Origin of the sequence: Paenibacillus contaminans (assembly GCF_003285015.1) — a bacterium.
Lineage (GTDB): Bacteria > Bacillota > Bacilli > Paenibacillales > NBRC-103111 > Paenibacillus_V > Paenibacillus_V contaminans.
The window spans coordinates 397,369-419,066 of sequence record NZ_QMFB01000002.1; the positions used below are offsets into that span (position 1 = coordinate 397,369).

Consider the following 21,698-nt stretch of genomic DNA (forward strand, 5'->3'; position numbering starts at 1 on the left):
TGTAAAAGCTTTTCGCCCCTTGCTTCCGTCCTACTCCTTCAGCGACCCGATCAGAACGCCTTTCGCAAAATGCTTTTGCAGGAACGGATAGACGAATAAAATCGGCAAAATCGCCACTATGATCATTGCGTACTTGATCTGGATCGAGATGAGCGACCGCTCGTGCGCGTCGGCCATATCCTGCAGCATCGAAGCGTCAGCGTCCTGAATGAGCATTTTCATCAAAAACAGCTGCAGCGGCTGCAGCTCCGCGCTCGGCAAATAAATCATCGCCGTCAGGAAGCTGTTCCAGTGCCCGACCGCATAAAACAGCGCCAGCACCGCGATAATCGGTTTGGACAGCGGGATGACGATTTTCGCCAATATGACGAAATCATGCGCCCCGTCCAGCTTTGCCGATTCCATCAGCTCCTCCGGTATGCTTTGGAGAAAGGTGCGTGCAATAATGATCAGGAACGCGCTGACCGCTCCGGGAATAATCATGACCCAGCGGCTGTCGTACAGCCCCAGCTCTTTAATCAGCAGGAAGGACGGAATGAGTCCGCCGCCGAAAAACATCGTAAACGTAATAAAAATCATGATCCAATTGCGTGCGAAAAACATACGCCTGGATAACGGATACGCGGCCAGCATCGTCATGACGACGTTGACCGCCGTCCCCGCCACCGTATACAAAACCGTATTCGCGTATGCGACCCAAACACCTTCGTTTTCGAATATGCGTTGGTAGGCTCCTAGCGAAAACCCTTTGGGAAGCAGCCATACCGCCTGGCTGATGACATACTGAGGGTCGCTGATCGACATGCTGAACACATAGAGAAACGGATATAGCGTGACCGCCATCGCTACCCACATGCTGAGCCAAATTGCACCGTCCGTTACTCTCTCCCCTGCCGTTTTCCTGACTCTTGCCACGAATCCACCTCTTCACCACAGGGAAGTCTCCGAATACTTCCTGCTTAAATAATTTGCCGCCAAAAGCAATGCGATGTTGACCACATTATTAAATAGCCCTACCGCCGCGGAAAAGCTGTAATTGCCATTCTCGATCCCCATCCGGTAAACGAACGTGCCGATAATATCCGCCGTTTCATAAATTTGCGGGTTGTACATCAGCAATACTTTCTCGAACCCGACATCCATCATGTTTCCGAGATTCAGGATGAGCAAAATAACGATCGTCGGCACAAGCCCCGGCAGCGTAATATGCCGCATCCTTTGCCACCTGCTCGCTCCGTCTACCTCGGCCGCTTCGTACAGCTGCGGGTTGATGCCCGCTATCGCCGCCAAATAAATGATCGAACCCCAGCCAAAGCCCTGCCATATGCCCGATGAGATATAAATCGTCCGGAAGTATCCCGGCTCCGCCATAAAATTAATGGGCTCCATTCCTAACTTCGTTAGCAATATGTTGATGATGCCGTCCAGCGGCGACAAAAAATTGACAAGCATGCCGACGATCACGACGATCGAAATAAAATGCGGCAGATAGCTGACTGTCTGCACCGTTTTCTTGAATAAGCTGTCCTTCAGTTCATTCAATAGCAGGGCGAAAATAATCGGCACGGGAAAGCCCCAAAACAGCGAATTCATGCTGAGCAGCAGCGTATTTTTGATCAGCCTAACAAAGTAAGTAGATTGAAAGAACTGCTTGAAATATAGAAAGCCAACCCAGTCGCTCCCTAAAATCCCCTTGATCGGGTGAAACTTCTTGAACGCGATCACGACGCCGTACATCGGAACATAGTGGAAAACGATGTAGTAAAACAGCACCGGCGCAATCATTAGCAGCAAATATTTATCCCGCTGCCAGTTCTTCCTCCATATCCCGCCCCGGACAAGCTTCGCCCGGACGGCCGTTTGCGGCACCGGCTTCATGCGGAATCGCCCCCTTTCATTCGTAAAACCGAACCGGTTTGCGTTCTCCGGTTATGCAAACCGCTCGGGCCAAGACGTCATCCCCTATCCGAGGGAATGACGCTTGCCGCTTTCAGCGGTCTTCCGTTTATTTTTTCGTCGCGCGGTCGTATTGCTTCTGCTTCAGCTCCAAAAGCTTAGCCAGCCCCATGCTTTGCAGCTTCGCAGTAAATTTATCGAAGTTGTCCAGCGGCTCTTTGCCCGTTACGAACTTAACGAGCGTTTCGTCAAGATACGTTTTGAAGTCCGCGGATACGGTCGTCGATACCTCTTCATTTTCCTTGGGTGAGGCAAACCCGAACGGCACGGCGTCCACCAAAGACGTCTCGATTCGTTTGGCTTGCTCCGCCAAAACCGGATTCAGCTTAAGCAGCGCCTGCGGCTGCAGCGACGTAAAGCCCTTCTGGCTGCGAATCCACGGAACGGTCGGATAAGCGCCAATCGAGCGCAGCGCGCTGACCGCGTCGAGGCCTTCCGGATTTTTTTTGACGAAATCGGTAAATTCAGGCTGGCCGTTCACCATGTTGTAGCTCGTGCCCTCAATGCCGAAGTGGACGAGCCGGCTGCCTTCCTCGCTGGCATAGATATAGTCGAGCCATTTGATCGCTACTTCGGGGTTCTTGCTCGTGCTTGAGATCGCGAAATAGCCGCTGAACGGACCGTACTTCTCGTAATAGCCCTTAGAATCTTTGCCTGTGGGCGGAAGCGCCAGCATCCAGCTCGCTTTATCGCTGCCGCTTTGCTTCTGCGCCGCATTGTAACGATCCGCCTGGTTCAGGAAGTTGACCGATGAGCCGACCATATCGCGCGAGATGTTCCCGACAAGCGCATCATCCTTCTTCGTCAAAAACTCCGGATCGATCAATCCCTCCGAATACAATTTGTTGAGCCATACAAGCAGCTCTTTGGCGCGCGGGTCTGCCCATTCGAACTGGATTTTGCCGTTTTTGTCCGGATAGAAGCCTTGGCTGTAGAAAAAGTGCAGGTTCAGCGCGCTGGCGAACATCGTCAGCCCATTCATTCCGTGATTGGCGAAGGAAAGCGGAATTTCATCCGGCTTGCCGTTTCCGTTCGGATCGCGGTCTTTGAACGCTTTGAGTACCGCATACCATTCGTCGAGCGTCCGCGGCTCCTGCAGGTCAAGTTTCTCGAGCCAATCCTTGCGAAGCAAGAGGCCGATCGGATCCGTGTACGCGGCCCCGTCCGTAATCGAAGAAATGAAATACAGCTTGCCGTCCGGCGCCTTCAACCGGTTGTGAAGAATCGGATTCTCCTTGAAAAACTTTTTGATGTTCGGCGCATGCTTGTCGATCAATCCGTCCAGCGGAATGATGAGACCGTCCTCGGCGGTTTTGACGGGATCCTGCGGAACGAGCATGATGTCGGGCAAATCTTTGGCCGCGGCTACCCGTACGCCCGCAACCTTCACATATTGCGAAGACGGGGTGACGTCCCAGATGGTTTTAACGCCCGTCCGCTTCTCGATCTCCTGCCATACCGGCAGGTTTTGCTTATAACTTTTGGCCGCGTAAAAATTTTCGTTGCCCATGAACGTCAGCGTCACCGAGCCGTCTTTGACGATCGGCATCGTGTTTGCCGCCGGCTCCGCGCTTGCGGATGAGTTGGCCTGCGGACTCGCGGAGGCTTCCGCCCCGCCCGTTTCTTCGCTCTTCCCGCATGCCGAAAGTACGGACAGCGATACCATCGCTGCGGAAAGCAGCAAAGCTGCGGCCTTTCTCGATTTCCCTCCGGAATGCCTTCTCGCGTTCATCTACCCGATCTCCCCTTATGATTCGTTTTCGATTTTGCCGAACGGGCGCACGACCGGCGCCACATACGACAGCGTACCTGAATAACCGTCCGGAAGCGCCGTATCCACCATAACGGCTTTGCCCGACAAGTAAAGAATCCGGTTCGTACGCGCAATGCCCGTCAATCGGATGTAGTCGCCCACTTTTAATCCCGTACTGTCGTTCAGGTTGAGTATCTGCTTGTAGCCCGAGATTTTGTCGTTCGTTTCCCTGGTGCCGGTAACACCGGCAAGCGTGCCGAACGTTCCGCCGCTCACGACCCGGTGCCCGTGATAGCTTGTTCCCGGCGTCAGCGGTCCGGTATTGACGATAATGTCGCCGACATTGACCGACAGCTTGCCTGTAACAGGCATCGTATCGCAGTAGTGGGTCGCCGTCTTCGTTCCCGTATCCACGGCAGCCGCCGCGTTGGAATTGCGGTAGCCGCCCTGCTTGGGCAGAAAACGGTTGTTTTTCAAGGAAACGTTGACAAGCTCGCCGGAGCCGTCGGTAAAATACGATTGATTGCCCTGCAGCGTATCGAACGTATCGCTTACCGTGTTATCCTCTACAACGACGTTCGTCAAATTGCCGACCAGGAAAAATGCGGTGCAATAATCGCGGACGCCATGCTGATAAATGCCCGGATTGACGAACGTATTGCCGGTTACGATCACATTCTCGAACTTGTTCGGCTGTTGGAAGAGCCCGATCTTGATGCCGGCGACAGGCGCATTCGTGACGACATTGCCCGTTACGGTCACATTGCGCACATTCCCCTTCGGTGAAATACCGATGGCATATATCGTCGAGTTGCTGATCGTCCTTGCGACCGTATCGACCTGAAACAGAACCGAATTGCCGACGATGTTGATCGTATCGTAATCGCCCGCCAAATTCGCGCCGTTCTCGAACACCATGCTGATCCCTTGCCATTCGACCTCCGGACGGTCCTTGTTCGCGATTGAAATCGTATTGCCGGAAATCGTTACGTTGCGAACCGTCGTCCCGGTAATCGACCATAGACGGATTCCGAGACACGCCTTCGAAAAGGTATTGCCGCTCACCGTAATATCGGAGACGCCCCGATCGGCGGACGTCGTCGACCGGCTGACGATATTGACGCCGGTCTGATAACCGACCGACACGTTGCCGTGGATGACAGCGGGTCCGTTATGCGATTCCATCGCGCCGCGGCCGCCCTGCGCGAAGTCGGAATGAAACATATTGCCGAACGCCGCATGGTTCTCGCAATTGAAGTAGACGGCCGAGTTGTCGTAGTTCGTCTTGCCGTCCGCGATGCCGGCCGTGCGTACGAAGCGGAAATAGCAATTGCGGACGACGGCGTTGCGGGCGTCCTTCCCGTTCAGCGTGACCGCGTTGATGCCGCTCGTCGAATCGAAATTGACGCTATCGACGACGATATCCTGGAACGAATAGAGCGCAACCGCATACTGCGAAATGCCGGACACGCCCGCCTTGATCTTGGAGGTCGTATTGGCGGCGCCGTTCTGATCGATCGTCAGGCTGCTGATCGTGACATGCTCGATAAACGCCGTATTCGTTTCCGCGCCGAAAATCGTATCGTAATCGCCGGCGTCCGGCTTCACCTTAAGAACGGCTCCCCGTTCGCCGGTCACATGCAGGTTGCTGCGCAGCACGATTCGTTTGTCCGTCGCCGGTGCGATCTGATACGTGCCGGCCGGGAAATAAACCGTCCGGATCGACGAAGCGGCCGCATAATCGATCGCCTTCTGAATGAACGGAATGTCGTCTCCGCTCCCGTCGCCGCGGGCGCCGAACCATTTCACATTGATGTAATCGCTTTCAGACACCCGCTTAAAGCGAAAGCCCGCAGTCGAAACAAGCACCGTTCCCGTGTTATCCGCGGCAGCCGTATCGCTCGGATCATACACAAAATGCCCCTCATGTCCCGGATCCGTGATGAAATAAACGGCGTTGCGGCGATTTTTGCGCAATGCCCGCAAGTCCGTCATCGTCGTCGTGACGACGATATTCAGCTTCAGCAGCTCCTGCAAATCCGGCAAGTCCGGCGGCAGCAGCCGGCTTTCCGAGTTGGCATAAACGGCATCCGTTACCGAACCTCCCGGCCCCGCGCCCTTGCCCAGCAGCGTCCCCGGAAACAAACCTTCCGCCGCCAAAGCCGCCCCCGCCGCGCCGAACGAAGCAAGCAGTTTCCTTCTGCTGATCGGCTGTTCGCGGGCTGCATTTTCTTTCGGCTCCTCGTGTTCTCTTTCGCTGGATGACTGATCCGACATTCCTCATTCCCCCAATCGGTTTATTATTGTTTGGCTCTTCTATATAATAAAAGCAATTCAAATGAGAAATCTTTACAGAAAAAGGCGGTTGTTTTTTATTATTTGACTTCCTGAACGCACATTTCGGGAGAGGAGCTGAATCCGTTGGCAAGAAAAAAGTACGTGCTTCGCAGCGACCTCACAATCGACAACCTGTATACGTTTCACTATTTCGAGCTGTCCCGCAACTTTTACTCGACGGGCGAGAAACACGATTTCTGGGAATTCATCTATGTGGATAAAGGCGAAATGCATATTTATACGGATTTCGGGGAGTATCGGCTGACGCAAGGCGAGGTATTTTTCTATAAGCCGAATTTGTTCCACAGGGGTGGAGCGAACTCGCGGGAAGCCACGAATTTAATCATCTTGTCCTTCGATAGCCGCTCGCCGTGCATGACGTTTTTCGAAAACAAGCGGTTTCGGCTCGATGAAAGCGACAGGCTCATTCTCGCGGAGATGGTGAAAGAGGGAATGGAGGCGTTCGATCCGTCCATCAAATGGTTCATTCCGTATTTAACCGGAAGCGAGGACAGCCCGTTCGGCTGTGAGCAGTTGATTAAAAACTATCTCGAAATCTTCCTGATCCGCTTGATCCGCAGGGGGAACGAAAGCGGCGATAATCAAGAGGAGCATAAGCCATCCTCCGCCATACGCGAAAATACCGAAGCCGACCTTTCGCAAAGCATCATCCGCTTCATGGAGGAGAATATAGCGGCTAACCTTACGCTGGACGAGCTGTGCAAAATGTTCTCGATCGGCAAAACGCAGCTAAAGACGCTTTTCAAAAAGAAAACCGGCCGCAGCTGTCTCGATTTTTGGAAACATCTCAAAATCGAACGGGCGAAAACGCTCATCCGCGAGGAGTCGCACAACATAACGGAAATCGCCGAACGGCTCGGCTACAGCACCGTGCATTATTTCTCCACCGATTTCAAAAAAGCTACGGACATGACGCCGACCGATTACGCCCGTACGGTACAGGCCCGTCTGACGTCTAGCCGCAAATCGAACTGAACGAAAACGCCTGCATGCAGCGGGTATTTTGCTCGACACACCGGTGAATCCGTTTTCCAAGCCTGCAAAATCGGACTCCAGCGTTAGGCGAACCTCAATTCCTTGCTCCAAGCGGGCGTTTTCGGACTACAGCATACCGAGGAGCCTTATAGGCAGCGTAGGGATGAACGACTTTTCCATCCTTAAAGAACTGGCGTGTTTACCGGCATATTTGAACACTCAACCAAAAACATATCCCAACAACATATAAATTCTACTAGAAAAACCGTCCGGGACACCGGACGGTTCATTCGCGTGCCTAGCATTTCGTTCGGTACGCGTGAGAGGCGATGGGATATAACCGTCAACCGTTCTTCCGTACACCCTTGTCAATGAATACTTCAGCAATTTCCGTTGCTTCTGAAAGCTCTCCTAGTCCTTCGTTATCGTTAGAGCACGCAGCGGTAGTTTACCTCGTGCTGAATCGTCCCTTGCGTCAGCCCAAGCGGACGCCGGAATCAAACGCAACGAAGCGGTTAAGCAGACTTCCCTGCTTAACCGCTTTTTTTAGGCCGGCCTCCGGTTTACCGGTTCAACAGGCTTCCGACATACTTGAGCAGCTCATTGGCGCATACCGGACAGTAGCCGTTATGATCGATCAGCCTGGCGGTTACCTCATTGATCCGCTTCAGCTGCGTTTCGTCCGGCGTTTTGGTCGAGGTCGTAATTTTGACGATATCCTTCAAATCCGTAAACAGCTTCTTCTCGATCGCTTCGCGCAGCCGTTCATGGGTATGATAATCGAATTTTCTGCCCTTGCGCGAATACGTCGACATCCGGATAAGAATTTCTTCTCGGAACGCCTTCTTCGCATTTTCGGAAATGCCGATCTGCTCCTCAATCGAACGCATCAGCCTTTCGTCCGGATCCATCGTCTCGCCGGTCAGCGGGTCCTTCAGCTTGCCCCAGTTGCAATACGCCTCGATATTATCGAGATAATTTTCGAACAGCGTTTTGGCCGACTCCTCGAACGAGTAAACGAAAGCTTTCTGAATTTCCTTCTTCGCCAGCTCGTCGTACTCCTTACGCGCCGTCGAGATGAAGTTCAAGTAGCGCTCCCGCTCCTCCTTCGTAATCGAAGGATGCTGATCGAGGCCGTCCTTGATTGCCCGCAGCACATCCAGCGCATTAATGCAGCTGACGTCATGGCGAATGAGCGCGCTCGAAATCCGGTTGATGACGTAGCGCGGGTCGATGCCCGTCATTCCTTCCTCCAAAAATTCGTTCTGCATTTCCTTCAGATCGGCTTCCTTATATCCCTCGATCGCTTCGCCGTCGTACATGCGCATTTTCTTGACAAGGTCCATGCCTTGCTTTTTCGTTTCCTTCAGCCGCGTAAGTACCGAAAAAATGGCCGCCGCACGCAAGCTATGCGGGGCGATATGGATATGGCTCATGTCGCTCTGGCCGATAAGCTTGTGGTAAATTTTTTCCTCCCGCGACACCTTCAGATTGTAAGGAACCGGCATGACGATCATCCGCGACTGCAGCGCCTCGTTCTTCTTGTTGGCGATAAACGATTTGTACTCGGATTCGTTCGTATGCGCCACGATCAGCTCGTCGGCTGAAATGAGCGCAAAGCGGCCCGCTTTAAAATTGCCTTCCTGGGTAAGCGAGAGCAGATTCCACAAAAATTTCTCGTCGCACTTGAGCATCTCCTGGAACTCCATAATGCCCCGGTTCGCCTTGTTCAGCTCGCCGTCAAAGCGGTAAGCTCTAGGATCGGACTCGGAACCGAATTCCGTAATGGTCGAAAAGTCGATGCTGCCCGTCAGATCGGCGATATCCTGCGATTTCGGATCGGAGGGACTGAACGTCCCGATGCCGGTGCGAGTTTCCTCCGATAGCATCACGCGCTCCACCATTACCTCCTCGATCTGACCGCCATACTCGGTTTTCAGCCGCATTTGGCAGGACGGACATAGAGAACCCTCGATCTTGACGCCTAGGTCCCGCTCCACGTCGGCACGAAGCTCCTGCGGAATAAGATGCAGCGGCTCCTCGTGCATCGGGCAGCCTTTGATCGCGTACACCGCGCCTTCCTCCGTCCGCGAAAACCGCTCCAAGCCCCGTTTGAGCAGCGTAACGATCGTCGATTTCCCGCCGCTGACCGGCCCCATCAATAATAAAATGCGTTTTCGGACATCCAGTCTGCGCGCGGCGGAATGGAAATATTCCTCTACCAGCTTCTCCAGCGTACGATCGAGCCCGAATATATCGTTCTCGAAAAACGAATACGTGACATGTCCGTTATCCTCCGTGACACCGTTCGACGCGATCATCCGGTAGACACGTGCATGCGCGGTCATCGCGAGCTCCGGCTGCTGTCGAACCTTTTCGATATACTGCTTGAACGTTCCGCTCCACGCCAACCGTTCGTTTTCCGCCCTATGCTCGGAAATGCGTTTGAATATGTCCATGGTTGCCTCCTCCCATCTGCTCGTGTCCCCTTTACGCGTCATGAAGCATCCTCTGGATGATCTTCCAAGGTGAACGAAATAAGAAGCGTATTAAATACCTATGCAGGCTCGGAGGATAAGTTTACGAATTTTTAGCGGAGGCGGATCAAAATCGCCGCAAGCCGCGCCTATATGCTCGCAAAATTGTTTTATGCCGCGGAAAAATCGCTATGCGACATAAAGGCAGCGGGTTTTGCATAAAGCTTACACTGTTACCCTCTGTCGTCTCTCCCGGTTCTGAAAAGCAGTCATTAATATACACGCACTACTAATATTCATCAAAGGCTTGTCGGATTTTTTCGATACAAAATGTTTCATTTTCTGCGCGTTATGCTATAATGAAGTCATTCAAACGGTAGCTTATAACAGTAGACGACAAAGGAGCGGCGACCGTGCCGATTCAACATGAAACCGAACTTTATATGCCGGTCAAATCATTTTTCGAGCAGCAGGGTTTTACGGTGCGGGGCGAGGTCAGAAGCTGCGATCTCGTAGCCGTTCGCGATGAAGAGGAGCCCGTTATTGTCGAGCTGAAGAAGACCTTCAACCTGCCGCTGCTCATTCAAGCGATCGACAGGCTGGCCCATACGCCGAACGTTTATATGGCGGTGGAAATGCCAGAGCATGGCCGCGCGTCTCACGGTCTGGCCTGGAACGATTTGGTCCGGCTTAGCCGCATGCTTGGGCTTGGCTTGCTGACCGTCAGGTTCTACAAATCACGGAAGCCTCGTGTCGACTTGATGTGCGAGCCGACTCCCTATACTCCGCGCAAAAGCGCGGTCAAAACCGCCAGGCTGCTGCGCGAGTTCAAGGAACGGAGCGGCGACTATAACGTCGGGGGCAGCACAAGGCGCAAGCTCGTAACCGCTTACCGGGAAAAATCGCTGCAAATTGCATCTCTACTGCATACGCATGGTCCGCTCAGCACCAAACGGCTGCGCGAGCATACCGCCAACCCGAAGGTGACAACGATGCTGCAGGACAATTATTACGGCTGGTTCGAGCGCGTCGAACGCGGAACGTACAAGCTGAGCGCGCGCGGCGCCGCCGAGCTTGGCGATTTCGCGCACGTCATCGGCGATACGCCTCCGGCCACGCAAGGATAACCATTCTCAGTCAGTCTATTCTATCGAACGGAACGGCAATACATGAACATCATCGAACTTGCACATCCCGAATGCTTCCCAAGGGCAAGCTAATTGTAAGCATAAGCTGACGATAAGGGTGACGACGATGAAAGATAAGTTCGTAGCCGGCTCCGTGCTGGCAGTTGTTCTGCTTGGCATGATTGCCGTTTCGCATGCGGCGTTCGACAAAGCTCCCTCCGCAGGAGCCGAAATCGCCCTCAGCCCGATCGCCGTCGAATTCGGGACGGGCGTCTACTTTACGGCGCAGCAGAGCGCCAATGCAGCCGTTCCCGAGGCAAGCTACCGGGAGGAGCCCGACGAAGCGGCTTCGGCTGCGGCTTCCGCTGTAGACGCCGCAGCCGCTCCCGGCTACAGCGAAGGCGCAAGCACGCCTGGCGAGGGAACAGCGGCATCCGGCGAAATGCCTTCGGATGAAGCAGCGGCCGTTCAGGAGCAAGAAGCTCCTCCGCTGGAACAGCCGCAGTCTCAGACAGGCGCTTCCGAGCAGGACGCTGAAGCCAAAGCTTCTTCCGCCGCGCTCGCCGCAGCCGTCAAGAAGCCATCCACCGTAACCGCCGCCACATACAAAGGGCGCAAGATTTCCATCCCCGTGCTCAACTATCACAGCGTAGACTACGATCCCGGCAACATCGTCGTCATTACCCCGGAGAAGCTCGATGAGCAGATGGCCTTCCTTTCGGAAAACGGTTACAATCCGCTGACGCTGGACGACTTCTTCCTCATACTCGAGGGAGGACTTGAACCGCCAGAGAAGCCGGTTCTTCTGACGTTTGACGACGGGTACGCGGATAATTATAAGTACGCGATGCCGATAATGACGAAATACGGCTTCCACGCCACCATGTTCATGTCACCGGGAACGATCGGGCAAGACTGGTATGTCAATTGGGAGCAAGCGAAGGAGATGAAGGAGGCGGGCTGGGACATACAGCCGCACGGCATGACCCATCCGCATTTGCCGAAACTGTCGGCCGAGGAGCAGGCAAATGAAATAATCGAGGCGCGCAAGCAAATCGAAGAGCATTTGGGAGGAACGGCGGACGTTTTCTGCTACCCTTACGGCGAGTATAATGGTGATACATTACGTATCTTGGAGGAGAACGATTTTCGTTTCGCCTTCACGATCCAGCAAGGGCGCACCGATTCATCGCAGCATAAATTTCAGTTGAAACGAATATACGTCAACGGGGAAGAATCGTTTAAAACATGGAAGCAGAGATTGACGGGCAAATAATGCCTGTCGATCTCTGCTTTTTCACTGCGTATATGAATAACCTATATGCTCACCGGTTGTCCCAGCTTCACGGACTCATAGCCGGCAAGCGCGACTTCCGCCGAACGCAAGCCGTCGGTTCCCGAAATCGGCACGGCTTTGCCTTCGAGAATCGCTTCTACGAACGCTACGACCATATAGTGGTCCATCGAATCGCCCCAGAAGCTCAAAACGCCTTTGCCCGTCGCGTCGCTGTATAGCTCATTGCTTTGAGCGAAGCCGTCCACCGACAGTTGGCCCTTCGTTCCGATAATTTCCATCGTCACGTCGCCCCATGTCGGGAACGACTTCGGTCTCGACCAGCTTGTATCCAATACGCCGAACGAACCATTGGCGAATTTGACATGAATCATCCCGGCGTCGTCAACCTTCAGCCCTTCGTGGAACAGCGTCGCGGAGTAGGCGTAAACGTCCGTCACCTTCGAACCGATGAACCAGTTCATCAAATCCATGACGTGAACGGTATGATCAAGCAGCGCGCCGCCGCCCGATAGACTAGGCTCGGTAAACCAGCCGCCCGGCATCGAGCCGCGGTTCGTCCCCTTAATCGCGACGATTTCGCCGATCTCCCCTTTTTCGACGGCCTTCTTAGCATTCGCCACCGATGCGAGGTAACGGCATGGGAACGCCGTCATCAGCTGAACGCCGTTCGTTTCGCAGACGGCGATCATTCGCTCCATCTCGGCAACCGAAATGCCGAGCGGCTTTTCGCACATCACATGCTTGCCGGCTTGAGCCGAATCGATTACGTGCTGCGCATGATTGACGTTCTCCGAACAAATAACGACCGCTTCGGCATCCGTTTTCAGCAATTCGCGATAATCCGCAAAATAAGGAATCCCGTGCTTGCTCACAACCGCTTCGACTCTGCCGCTCTCTTCGTCGGCAATACCTACGATTTCCACGTTCGGCAGCGCCAAGAGGCTGCTCAAATAAGAATGGGCGTGCCCGTGTGCGAAGCTGATCATGCCTACTTTTAATTTTCTCATCTCGGCGATACCTCCCGCGTGTCTTGCCCGATCAAAATTGCCTTCCCTGTACGGGCGGATTCTACTGCGGCCAAAGCGATTTCCAGCGCTTTATACGCGTCCTCGGCCGTTACGACCGGCTCGCTGTTATCGCGAATGCACTGGATGAAGTGACGAAGCTCCAGCTCGTATGGGCTCTCGTAGCCCGGGCTTTGCGGCACCTCGACGAATTGTCCGCCGCCTGTGGCAGCCGCCGACTTGCGTACTTGCAGCGATTTCGAGCGCGAGCTGTCGCAGCGGACGACTCCGCCCGTTCCCGCGAACTCGGCCGCCGTCACGAACGGTCCCGGATACCCCCACTGCGCCTCCAGGTTCGCAACCGCACCGCTTTCGAACACGAGCGTCGCCGTAGCGTATTCCAGCAGCCCGTTATTTTTATGCAGCCCGAATACCGAACGAACCTCGCCGCCCGCCCAACGCATAAAATCGATGTCATGGATCATGAGGTCCAGCACAACGCCGCCGCTTTTGCTCTCGTCAAAATACCAGTTCCGGACTTCGCCCGGATGTCCGCCCACCCGTTTCGCATGCGAAACGCCGAGCTTTCCGATCGAGCCTCCGTCGATCTGCTGCTTGATTTGCACATATTCGGGAAAGAAACGAACGACATGTCCGACAAACAACCGTACGCCGTTATTTTTGCAAGCATCGATCATCGCTCTCGCATCTTCCAGATTAAGCGCGATCGGCTTTTCGCTAATGACATGCTTTCCGGCTTCCGCCGCTTGAACCGCGAACTCTTTATGCATATAGCTCGGGAGCGTGATGCTAACGATATCGCAGCCGGACTGCTCCAGCATGTCGCTGAACGACACATATGCTTTGGCGCCGACTCGATCGGCCGTCCGCTGTGCCATTTCCTCCACGATGTCGCATACTCCGACTACCGTAACGCCGGGAATGTTCGCATAGCTATCCGCATGGACGTTCCCAAGTCCTCCGCAGCCGACAATGGCTACTTTCATCTCTATCCCTCATCTCTAATTGGTGAAATCGTTCTATCAACAAAGATACCGTGCTGCCGTTCAACCTTGTATGACGCGTTTTGTTGTATTACTATCCAAATTTGCCCGCAGGTCCGATTCGTTCATCCCTCAGCACCCAACGGCTGCCTGTCGGGTATGCGACTTATCGCACGGAAGCGCGGCTCCGGCGCGTTTTGCGGGATATTTTCGACGGTCCGCCATACTATTATTTTTCCGCTTCCCCGTGCGTAAACGTATTCTGTTCCTCCGGCATTTTTGCAGGCCGAATAATCTGAATTGTATGGAGGAATGTGTTATGATTCCTATATGAACGAGCTTTAGGAGAATCCGCCATGAACATTTTCGAAGAACCGATTCATTATCAGAACCCGCTGCTGTATATCAAAGTCAAAGAGTTTACGGCAAGCGGCAATGCCATGGAGCCTCCCGGAGATAATCCGTTATGGCATTATCATAAAGAAGTCGAATTTCTTTACGTGCGTTCAGGCGTCCACAGCATTCATACGCTCAACCGGAAGTATGTACTGAATCCCGGCGACGTTATGGTGGTCGGCTCCAACCAGCTTCACTTCGGCAGCAAGCTCAGCGACGAAGATCTGGTCTATATCGTGCTGCACGTCGATTTGCAGCCTTATTTCGATCCGCCGATGATGATGTACTATCCGAATTTTTCCGAGGTGAGTCATCCGCTCGATATTTTGAACGATATGTTCTCTGAGGACGACCGTCTGCGCGAGGAAGTGGCAGGCTATATGATCCGCGTGCATGACGAAATAGAAGGTCAGAACAAAGGCTACGAAATTGCGGCAAGCATCTACATCCGGCAAATTTTGCTGGCAATGCTGCGCGGGGACAAAAAAGATTTGCTGAAGGCGAACGATGCGGAGGGCGCGATTATTTTGCGGCCGATTTTAGAATATGTGGAGCGGCATTTGAGCCAAAAAATCGATATGGAGGAGGTCAGCAAGATGGCCAATATGAGCTACTTCTACTTCTCCAAATTTTTCAAAAAAACGATGGGACTCACGTTCACCGAATACGTGAACCGGAAGCGGATTTTCCGCGCGGAGCAGCTGCTGCTTACAAGCAGTCTGACGATTACGGAAATCGCCGAAACGATCGGCATCGAGAACATGGCTCATTTCTACGAGATGTTCAAGCGGTTTAACGGCTGCACGCCGAAGCAATTCATCGTCAAAATGAATGCGGACGGCATGTAGCCGTCAGAAATCCTCGTTCGTCAAATCCGAATTGACGCCGATCGCCGCACGGCTGCCGGCCCCCGCCGCGATAATAAGCTGGGACGGCGCAACCGCCGCCGTATCACCCGCGGCATACACGCCTGCGACATTCGTTCTGCCGAAATCATCCGTTATGATTCCGCCTAACGCGTTCGTCCTGCAGCCAAGCGACTGTCCGATGGAGGATGACAGCGCCGTTTGCGGGGTGACGAATCCGCCTTCGCAGACGTATTCCCCTCCGCCTTCGAACATTACTTTTTGAAGCGCTCCGTTCTCCCCGATCAAACGAACGATCCTATGCTCATAAACCTTGATGTTCCTTCTGCCCAACGCCTCATGCTGCTGCGCCGTCAGAGCTCTGTGCCCGTTCGTGCAAACCGCCAAACGCACGCTCCAGTTGTACAAGGTTTTGGCCATATGGAAAGCGTTCGGGCCTTCCGAAATGATGACAAGCGGCTTATCCTTCAGCTCCCAGCCGTCGCAGTACGGGCAGTTGAAAATACTCTTGCCGTAGAAGTCGCGCAGACCGCTTACGGGCGGGAGTATTTCCTTCAAGCCGGTGGCCAAAATGATTTTCCGCGCCATATAAAGCTCGCCTTGCTGCGTAGCAAGCTGAAACGACGAATGGGAAACGCGGCGTACGGCATTGACAGAGGCCCGCCTGACTTGAACCGAGCCGTACTTGCTTATATCTTCATGGGCGATTCGTCTGAGCTCGCCCGGCGCGATGCCGTCCCTCGTAATGAATCCGTGCGATTCGCGGGTTACGGCATTACGCGGATTGTTGTCGTCGAGCAGCACGACATTCCGCCTCGCCCTGCCGAGCACAAGCGCGGCGCTCAAGCCTGCAGGGCCGCCGCCTACGATGGCGCATTCAAACAGCATCCCGTTTCACTCCTCTATGTTGCGGCTCCGATCCCCGGGCAAACTTGCGGGAATCTTGCGCCTTGACTTCCGCCCATACAGGCGACCGATCCGTTAGGGATTCACTTCCGATTCGATCCAACATTCCATTATATGCGGGGAATCGCTCCTTTGGGCGAATGATCCGCACAAACTTCGCGAAGCCTGTCAAATGATAACCGGCCGGCCGCGCTTCACAAATCCAAGGACTAGCGCCAAGAAAACGAATGGCAAAAAACCTGACAGACTCTCTCTGTCAGGTTTTTCTTTTGTCGATAATCCGCTATGCCGATACGGTTGCTTGCATCGTCAGCTTGCATCAGCCCCGCTTCATCCGATCCGGAATGGCAAACGACACGGTCGTTCCTTCATTCGGCGTACTCACTATCGACAAGCCTTGACCGTACAGCTGTATCAATCGCCGATTCGTATTGGCAAGTCCGATGCCGCCTTTGCCCTTCAATGTCGGGCTGAGCACTTGAATGACCCTATCCTTCTCCATACCCTTGCCGTCATCTTTAACTTCAATAAGCGTAAAGCCTTCTTTGCGTGCAATCCGAATGTGAACCGTAACGCCTTGGCTCTGACTAAGGAGGCCGTGCTTGACGGCATTCTCGATCAGCGGCTGTATCGAAAGCGGCGGGAGCAGCACGTTGATGCCGGGCTCAATCTCCCATATAACAGTCAGCCTTTCCTCAAACCGCTCTTTTTCGATATAGAGATAAGCTTCGGCAAGCTTCAGTTCGTGGGAAAGCTCGACCAGCTCGCCCGTATTTAGAAAATCAAAGCTGATCCGTAAAAACGACGCAAAGGCTTCGCCCATATTCCGCATCTTATCCGTGTCTATATCGCTAAGCGCCAAAATCGAGTTGAGCGTGTTAAATAAAAAATGCGGATGAATTTGCGCTTGCAGGTAAGCGGCTTCCATGCGTAAACGTTCATTGACGGACTGCTTCAGCGTGGTCAGCGCCCTGATCCGATACTTGAGCTCCAGCGCGTCGACAGGTTTGGTCACATAATCGTTGGCCCCCGACGAGAATCCGGTGTAGATGTCGGCAGGCTGACTGCGCGCGGTCAACAGCAATACCGGAAGCTCCGATACGGAGTACTGCTCCCTTATTTTCTGCGTCAACTCGTAGCCCGACATTTGCGGCATCATGACATCGGCAATGAGCAAATCCCATTGCTGCGTCCCCAGCAAGTCCAGCACCTCGCGTGCCGAATTGGCTGTCGTGACGTTATACGGCTCCGTCGAAAGAATGCCGACCAGCACGTTCAGGTTGACGGGATCGTCATCAACCGCCAGAATGTTCATCCTCCCGTCATTCAAAAGCGGCGGGATAAGTACGGAAGCGGCAGCTTCGCCGACTAGCGCCTCCGATTTCAATAATCCGGCGGCAGTTCCGACTTCCGTTGCTCCCCTTATCCGGCCGATCTCAAGAGACGCTTGAGGCACCGAGTGGCCTTCCTCGTTTGCTAGCGGCAGCTCGAAGCTGAATAAGGAGCCTTTGCCAAGCTCGGAGCGAACGGTCAAAACGCCGCCATGCAGCTCGACAAGCTGCTTGCAAATGCTTAAGCCGAGTCCGATTCCTCGTCCGTCGCTTATTCCGTAAGTTCCTTGTTCGTAGGGGAGAAATACCCGCGCCTGCGTTTCCTCATCCATACCGACCCCCGTGTCGGAAACATGGATGACGGCAAGCCCGCCGCGAGCTTCGGCGGAAACGGAAATCGTTCCTTCCTCCGTATATTTGAGCGCGTTATGCAAAAGGTTATACAAAATTTGCACAAGCCTTTTCTCGTCGGCCAAAACCGGCGGCATCGATTTGGCGATATCCATCCGCATGCGGATAGGCTTGCCTTCCGTCATAAATGTAAGCATAGCCATTACGCCCGGAACGAGCGATTGAATCATCAAAGGCTCGCGCTGCAGGACGATGCGGTGCTCCTGAAGGCGTGCGACATCGAGAAGATCGCCAAGCATATTCGACATGCGGCGGCTTATGGTGATTAGCAGCTCCATATCCTTAAGGCTTCCTGCGTTCATCTTCTCTTTCTCTCTGGTTACGACGGTCTCGGCGATATTCATAATGCCGTGCAGCGGCGTTCGCAGCTCGTGCGACGTATTGGCGAGAAATTGATCCTTCAGCTTGTCCGCCCTCATCAGTTGTTCGTTCAGCTTGGCGTTTTCCCTGAAATTGCGGACGTATTTTTTGAACCAATACGTTGAAAACCCGATAATAGCAACTGCGAGATCAATCGGATAATAAACGGTCGTAACGTCTTTAACGGACTCGGCGATGCTCCATGATAAGTTGGAGATGATGCCCGCTGCGGTTAACAGCAAGTAGATAATGTCTTTGTCAGCCAGCTTCTTGAAGATCATCGTCCCTACGATATAAATATACCAAACGAACGTAATGCAGTAGAAGGTGATAAATATGTTTAAATCGACCACGCCGTTTACGAACGAAGCAGGTGCGGCAAGCAGGAATACCGTAAGTAAAACGAGCGCAGCCGTATAGGTTTGCAGCCACACGCTCCGCAGACCGGCCGAAACGAATCTCCTGTAAATAAGCACGAGACATACGTTTTGCCATAAAAGGAAGATCAGCCTTATTTTTATCGCCCAGGTATAATTAATCGGCAGCCATAAGAGCAGCACATTATCGTGGCCGATCAAGATGGCTATGGCGACCGCCAACATCAACAGGCCCAAAATCAGCAAAGTGCGTTCTTGAGGATAAAATACGTAGATGATGCAGGCAAACAGACCGATAAGCAGCAAAAGAAAAAACATGATCAATTGAAAGCCTATCGAGTACCAGCGCACGTAGTCGATAACAGCCTGGTCGCCGAAGCGAATGGAGCGCAGCAGCCCGCCGTTATAAGGATCGTCGTAATTGGCGGCACGAATAAGCAATTCGATCTCCGTAGTTCCTTCTACAGCATAGGAAGCCGTGTAAGAAACATTATCGGGAATGTAGTCCTCGGCTCTCGCCGCAGGCTTCCCGATTCCGCCCGAAGCTTTTCCGTTTATTTCGATTTCCGACGAAGCTTGGATGCCTTGAAACCAAAATGCGACGGGTTGTTCAAGCGGATCGATTAAAATACGCAGCCGATACGTTCCGTACCCGTACGAGGTACCGGAATCCTTATTCAGCGCGCTTCCCCAGTCTCCCGGAACCCGAATGTCGCGGGATTCGTTTGCACTGGACCGTATATCCTGATGTGAAAGCAATTTTTCAGGGTAAAACTGCCATTGGCCGTTCAAAAAAAAGGAGGTTGCGTTCTCCAAATCCACACCGCGCAAATCTATCATGCCATTAACGGCGCGGGGATGCTCCGACGTTGAAAAAGCTTCGGACCACACCCATCGCAGACCGAGGAGGACGCTAAAAAACAATATCATCAGGGCTGCATATCTAATGGAGGTTTTGTTTATCATTCTCATCATAATCTAGCAATTCGACAAAATAAGCGCTTATCCCTTTAACAGGTTACAACGCCGTTATGAAATAATGATAAATGCGTTCATCTACAAGCTTTACGTTCTCTTCGCCGATGTATTCGGCCAGCTTCTCGTACGGAACCGCATCGTGAACGATTTCGCGCTGCACGGTAAAATCGCTTTGCCCGTAATTGTAAACGGCATCCGCTATCAAAAACATCGTATCGGGCTTGACGAACACCTCGCGGAACTTTTGTTCGGCGGGATTCAGCGGCACCACCGTCAAATACGAGCATTTCGTATGCAATTTCGGATCCGTCGACCTTCGATTGATGGCAGCCCCTTGCAGAAGCGGATAAGCAAACGGAGTGCGTTGCACCGCCCGTCTCAAGGTTTTTTCGTCCATGATCTCTCCCCTTTGCTGTGCGACTCGTTGTGCTTCTTATCATATGTAAGACGAAAGCTCCCGAATGAACGGATATCGGCGAAACGGAACCTCGAATTATATAATGAATGTATTTCCTTGCGGCACTACTGATAAATAACATCTGCTCACATCATTGTCAATGAAAAATGTCCGAATTCATCGAGTATTCCGATTTGAGCACCCGAAAATAATTTGCTTTGTCATCCTTTTTCCTAGGGAACAGCGAGTTTATTGGGAAATCGGACAAGCGGCGAGAAATAGCTGCCGGCCGAAAACATTTCGAAGCGCCATCTCATAGAGGTATTTCCGGGGAACGAATGGTCCCCACTATAAATATCGGCTGCGCCAAACAAAATCGTAAGTTTCTGCCGCAATCGAATTGTGTTACGATGTCGTAGGTATGATCCTAATTTTCCAGCATCAGGAGATGACACAGTGAGATCGTTTGCCATGACTTCCTACCTGCAATATTTTCTCTCGGGCCTTGTCATTACGACAATCGGCTCCGTCATGCCTCAACTGCTCGTCCACTACGGAATATCCTATACGGAAGGCGGCCGGCTTGTTTTTCTCGGCTCGGTCGGCTTCTTGATCGGCGTGCCGCTCTCTTCCTACCTAATGGTGAGAATGAATGAAAAAACGGTATTGTCGATCGCAGCCCTTCTTATCGCCGTCGCGCAGCTGGGCATGTTTACGCTGCCTTCGTTCGGCTTGGTAACGGCATTCAATTTCATCAACAGCATCGGCGTAGCCGCGCTCGAAACGGTCGTCGCCACGCTCATGATGGAGGTTTTCGTCGGACGCCGCGCAGTCGTTATGAGCTATCTGGAAGTGTCCTTCGGACTCGGCGCGCTGCTGATGCCGATTATAGCGAGCATTCTGATCGCGAACGGCGCGTGGAAATACTCGTTTCTCTTTACGGCGGCGCTTGCGGCTGCCATGACCGTCATTTGGCGCTTCGTCTCGTTTGCCAAAGATAAAGCCGACGTCGGCGAGCCGCTCGACGCGAGCGCGCCCCCTCCGCATAGGATGACAGCGCGCAAAAAGTGGCAGCTGCTCGCTTTATTCGGATTCATGATTATTTTGTATTCCGGCATCGAGGGCAGCTTGAACAATTTCCTTTCGTCTGTCTTTATCGGATATTTGGATCAAGTTCCTTACTACGCATCGCTCAGCATCGGGATTTTCTGGACGGCGATGGTAATCGGACGGGCGGCGACAGGCTGGATCATCCGCAAAATGTCGTACGGCCGCTTTCTCTTATGGAGCATGGCGGGTACGCTTGCCGGCTTTATCGGCTTTATTGTCATGCAAAATGCCGCAGCGGGCTATGCCCTCGTCACGCTGCTTGGCTTTACGATGGCAGGCGTCTACTCGATCACGATGGTATACGCCAACCATACGTTTCCCGGCTCGGAGCGCTTTGTGACGAGTTATATAACCGGACTCGCCGGCTTCGGGGGCGCCGTCCTGCCGGCCCTTACCGGTTACGTGATGGATCACGCGGAAACCGCTGTCGCGTTATGGCTCGTCGCTGCCTTCGCCGCCTTGTTCATAGCGGCTTTGCTGACGATATTCGCTTTATACCAAAGGGTAGGCGCCGTCCGGCGTCTTTAACGTCAGCGGTTCCTTCAGGTTTAGAGCCGCTTCCACGAAATACTTTCCGATTAATCAAAGCAAAACCTAGCGAAAAATCTCCGCTAG

Annotated in this window: 15 protein-coding genes; 5 read left to right on the forward strand and 10 right to left on the reverse strand. The window is 53.2% G+C overall.

The window, feature by feature from the left end:
• Positions 1 to 30: 30 nt before the first annotated feature.
• The 4 genes from DQG23_RS05895 to DQG23_RS05910 all read right to left on the reverse strand — a co-directional run bounded on the left by DQG23_RS05895 (position 31) and on the right by DQG23_RS05910 (position 5,986).
• The gene (locus DQG23_RS05895; RefSeq protein ID WP_238177766.1) at positions 31 to 915 is read right to left on the reverse strand and encodes a carbohydrate ABC transporter permease; all 885 of its coding nucleotides are present in this window, start codon (positions 913 to 915) and stop codon (positions 31 to 33) included.
• 12 nt (positions 916 to 927) lie between these two features.
• Positions 928 to 1,878 (reverse strand): ABC transporter permease, encoded by a 951-nt coding sequence (locus DQG23_RS05900; protein WP_113029878.1) that lies wholly within the window; start codon positions 1,876 to 1,878, stop codon positions 928 to 930.
• 127 nt (positions 1,879 to 2,005) lie between these two features.
• The gene (locus tag DQG23_RS05905; RefSeq protein ID WP_113029879.1) at positions 2,006 to 3,688 is read right to left on the reverse strand and encodes an extracellular solute-binding protein; all 1,683 of its coding nucleotides are present in this window, start codon (positions 3,686 to 3,688) and stop codon (positions 2,006 to 2,008) included.
• 15 nt (positions 3,689 to 3,703) lie between these two features.
• Complete coding sequence (locus DQG23_RS05910; protein ID WP_113029880.1) at positions 3,704 to 5,986, reverse strand: glycosyl hydrolase family 28-related protein; 2,283 nt, start codon at positions 5,984 to 5,986, stop codon at positions 3,704 to 3,706.
• A gap of 144 nt (positions 5,987 to 6,130) precedes the next feature.
• Here DQG23_RS05910 and DQG23_RS05915 point away from each other — a divergent pair, with 144 nt between their 5' ends.
• Positions 6,131 to 7,042 (forward strand): helix-turn-helix domain-containing protein, encoded by a 912-nt coding sequence (locus tag DQG23_RS05915; RefSeq protein ID WP_113029881.1) that lies wholly within the window; start codon positions 6,131 to 6,133, stop codon positions 7,040 to 7,042.
• A 563-nt stretch (positions 7,043 to 7,605) separates the two neighbouring features.
• Here the strand turns inward: DQG23_RS05915 and DQG23_RS05920 are convergent.
• On the reverse strand, positions 7,606 to 9,501 hold the full coding sequence (locus tag DQG23_RS05920; protein ID WP_113029882.1) for a PrkA family serine protein kinase: 1,896 nt from the start codon (positions 9,499 to 9,501) through the stop codon (positions 7,606 to 7,608).
• Between the two features lie 431 nt (positions 9,502 to 9,932).
• On the opposite strand from DQG23_RS05920, the gene DQG23_RS05925 reads away from it, so the two are divergent.
• Together DQG23_RS05925 and DQG23_RS42865 are read left to right on the forward strand one after the other, a co-directional pair.
• A complete protein-coding gene (locus DQG23_RS05925) occupies positions 9,933 to 10,646 on the forward strand; it encodes a DUF2161 domain-containing phosphodiesterase (RefSeq protein ID WP_113029883.1) in 714 nt (237 codons plus the stop codon).
• Between the two features lie 127 nt (positions 10,647 to 10,773).
• A complete protein-coding gene (locus DQG23_RS42865; RefSeq protein WP_238177767.1) occupies positions 10,774 to 11,922 on the forward strand; it encodes a polysaccharide deacetylase family protein in 1,149 nt (382 codons plus the stop codon).
• Between the two features lie 41 nt (positions 11,923 to 11,963).
• Here DQG23_RS42865 and DQG23_RS05935 read toward each other — a convergent pair whose 3' ends face one another.
• A complete protein-coding gene (locus tag DQG23_RS05935) occupies positions 11,964 to 12,950 on the reverse strand; it encodes a Gfo/Idh/MocA family protein (RefSeq protein WP_113029884.1) in 987 nt (328 codons plus the stop codon).
• Positions 12,947 to 13,954: a Gfo/Idh/MocA family protein gene (locus DQG23_RS05940; protein ID WP_113029885.1), complete on the reverse strand. Its 1,008-nt coding sequence runs from the start codon at positions 13,952 to 13,954 to the stop codon at positions 12,947 to 12,949. The genes DQG23_RS05935 and DQG23_RS05940 overlap by 4 nt, the downstream gene beginning before the upstream one ends.
• A gap of 353 nt (positions 13,955 to 14,307) precedes the next feature.
• Between DQG23_RS05940 and DQG23_RS05945 the strand changes: the two genes are divergently transcribed.
• Positions 14,308 to 15,195, forward strand: coding sequence for a helix-turn-helix domain-containing protein (locus DQG23_RS05945; protein ID WP_113029886.1), 888 nt, complete (start codon positions 14,308 to 14,310; stop codon positions 15,193 to 15,195).
• 3 nt (positions 15,196 to 15,198) lie between these two features.
• Here DQG23_RS05945 and DQG23_RS05950 read toward each other — a convergent pair whose 3' ends face one another.
• The 3 genes from DQG23_RS05950 to DQG23_RS05960 all read right to left on the reverse strand — a co-directional run bounded on the left by DQG23_RS05950 (position 15,199) and on the right by DQG23_RS05960 (position 19,973).
• A complete protein-coding gene (locus DQG23_RS05950; RefSeq protein WP_113029887.1) occupies positions 15,199 to 16,101 on the reverse strand; it encodes an NAD(P)/FAD-dependent oxidoreductase in 903 nt (300 codons plus the stop codon).
• A 337-nt stretch (positions 16,102 to 16,438) separates the two neighbouring features.
• A complete protein-coding gene (locus DQG23_RS05955) occupies positions 16,439 to 19,438 on the reverse strand; it encodes a hybrid sensor histidine kinase/response regulator (protein WP_238177768.1) in 3,000 nt (999 codons plus the stop codon).
• A 178-nt stretch (positions 19,439 to 19,616) separates the two neighbouring features.
• Positions 19,617 to 19,973, reverse strand: a complete 357-nt coding sequence (locus DQG23_RS05960; protein ID WP_113029888.1) for a hypothetical protein — start codon at positions 19,971 to 19,973, stop codon at positions 19,617 to 19,619.
• A 456-nt stretch (positions 19,974 to 20,429) separates the two neighbouring features.
• Between DQG23_RS05960 and DQG23_RS05965 the strand changes: the two genes are divergently transcribed.
• On the forward strand, positions 20,430 to 21,611 hold the full coding sequence (locus DQG23_RS05965; protein ID WP_113029889.1) for an MFS transporter: 1,182 nt from the start codon (positions 20,430 to 20,432) through the stop codon (positions 21,609 to 21,611).
• Positions 21,612 to 21,698: the final 87 nt, after the last annotated feature.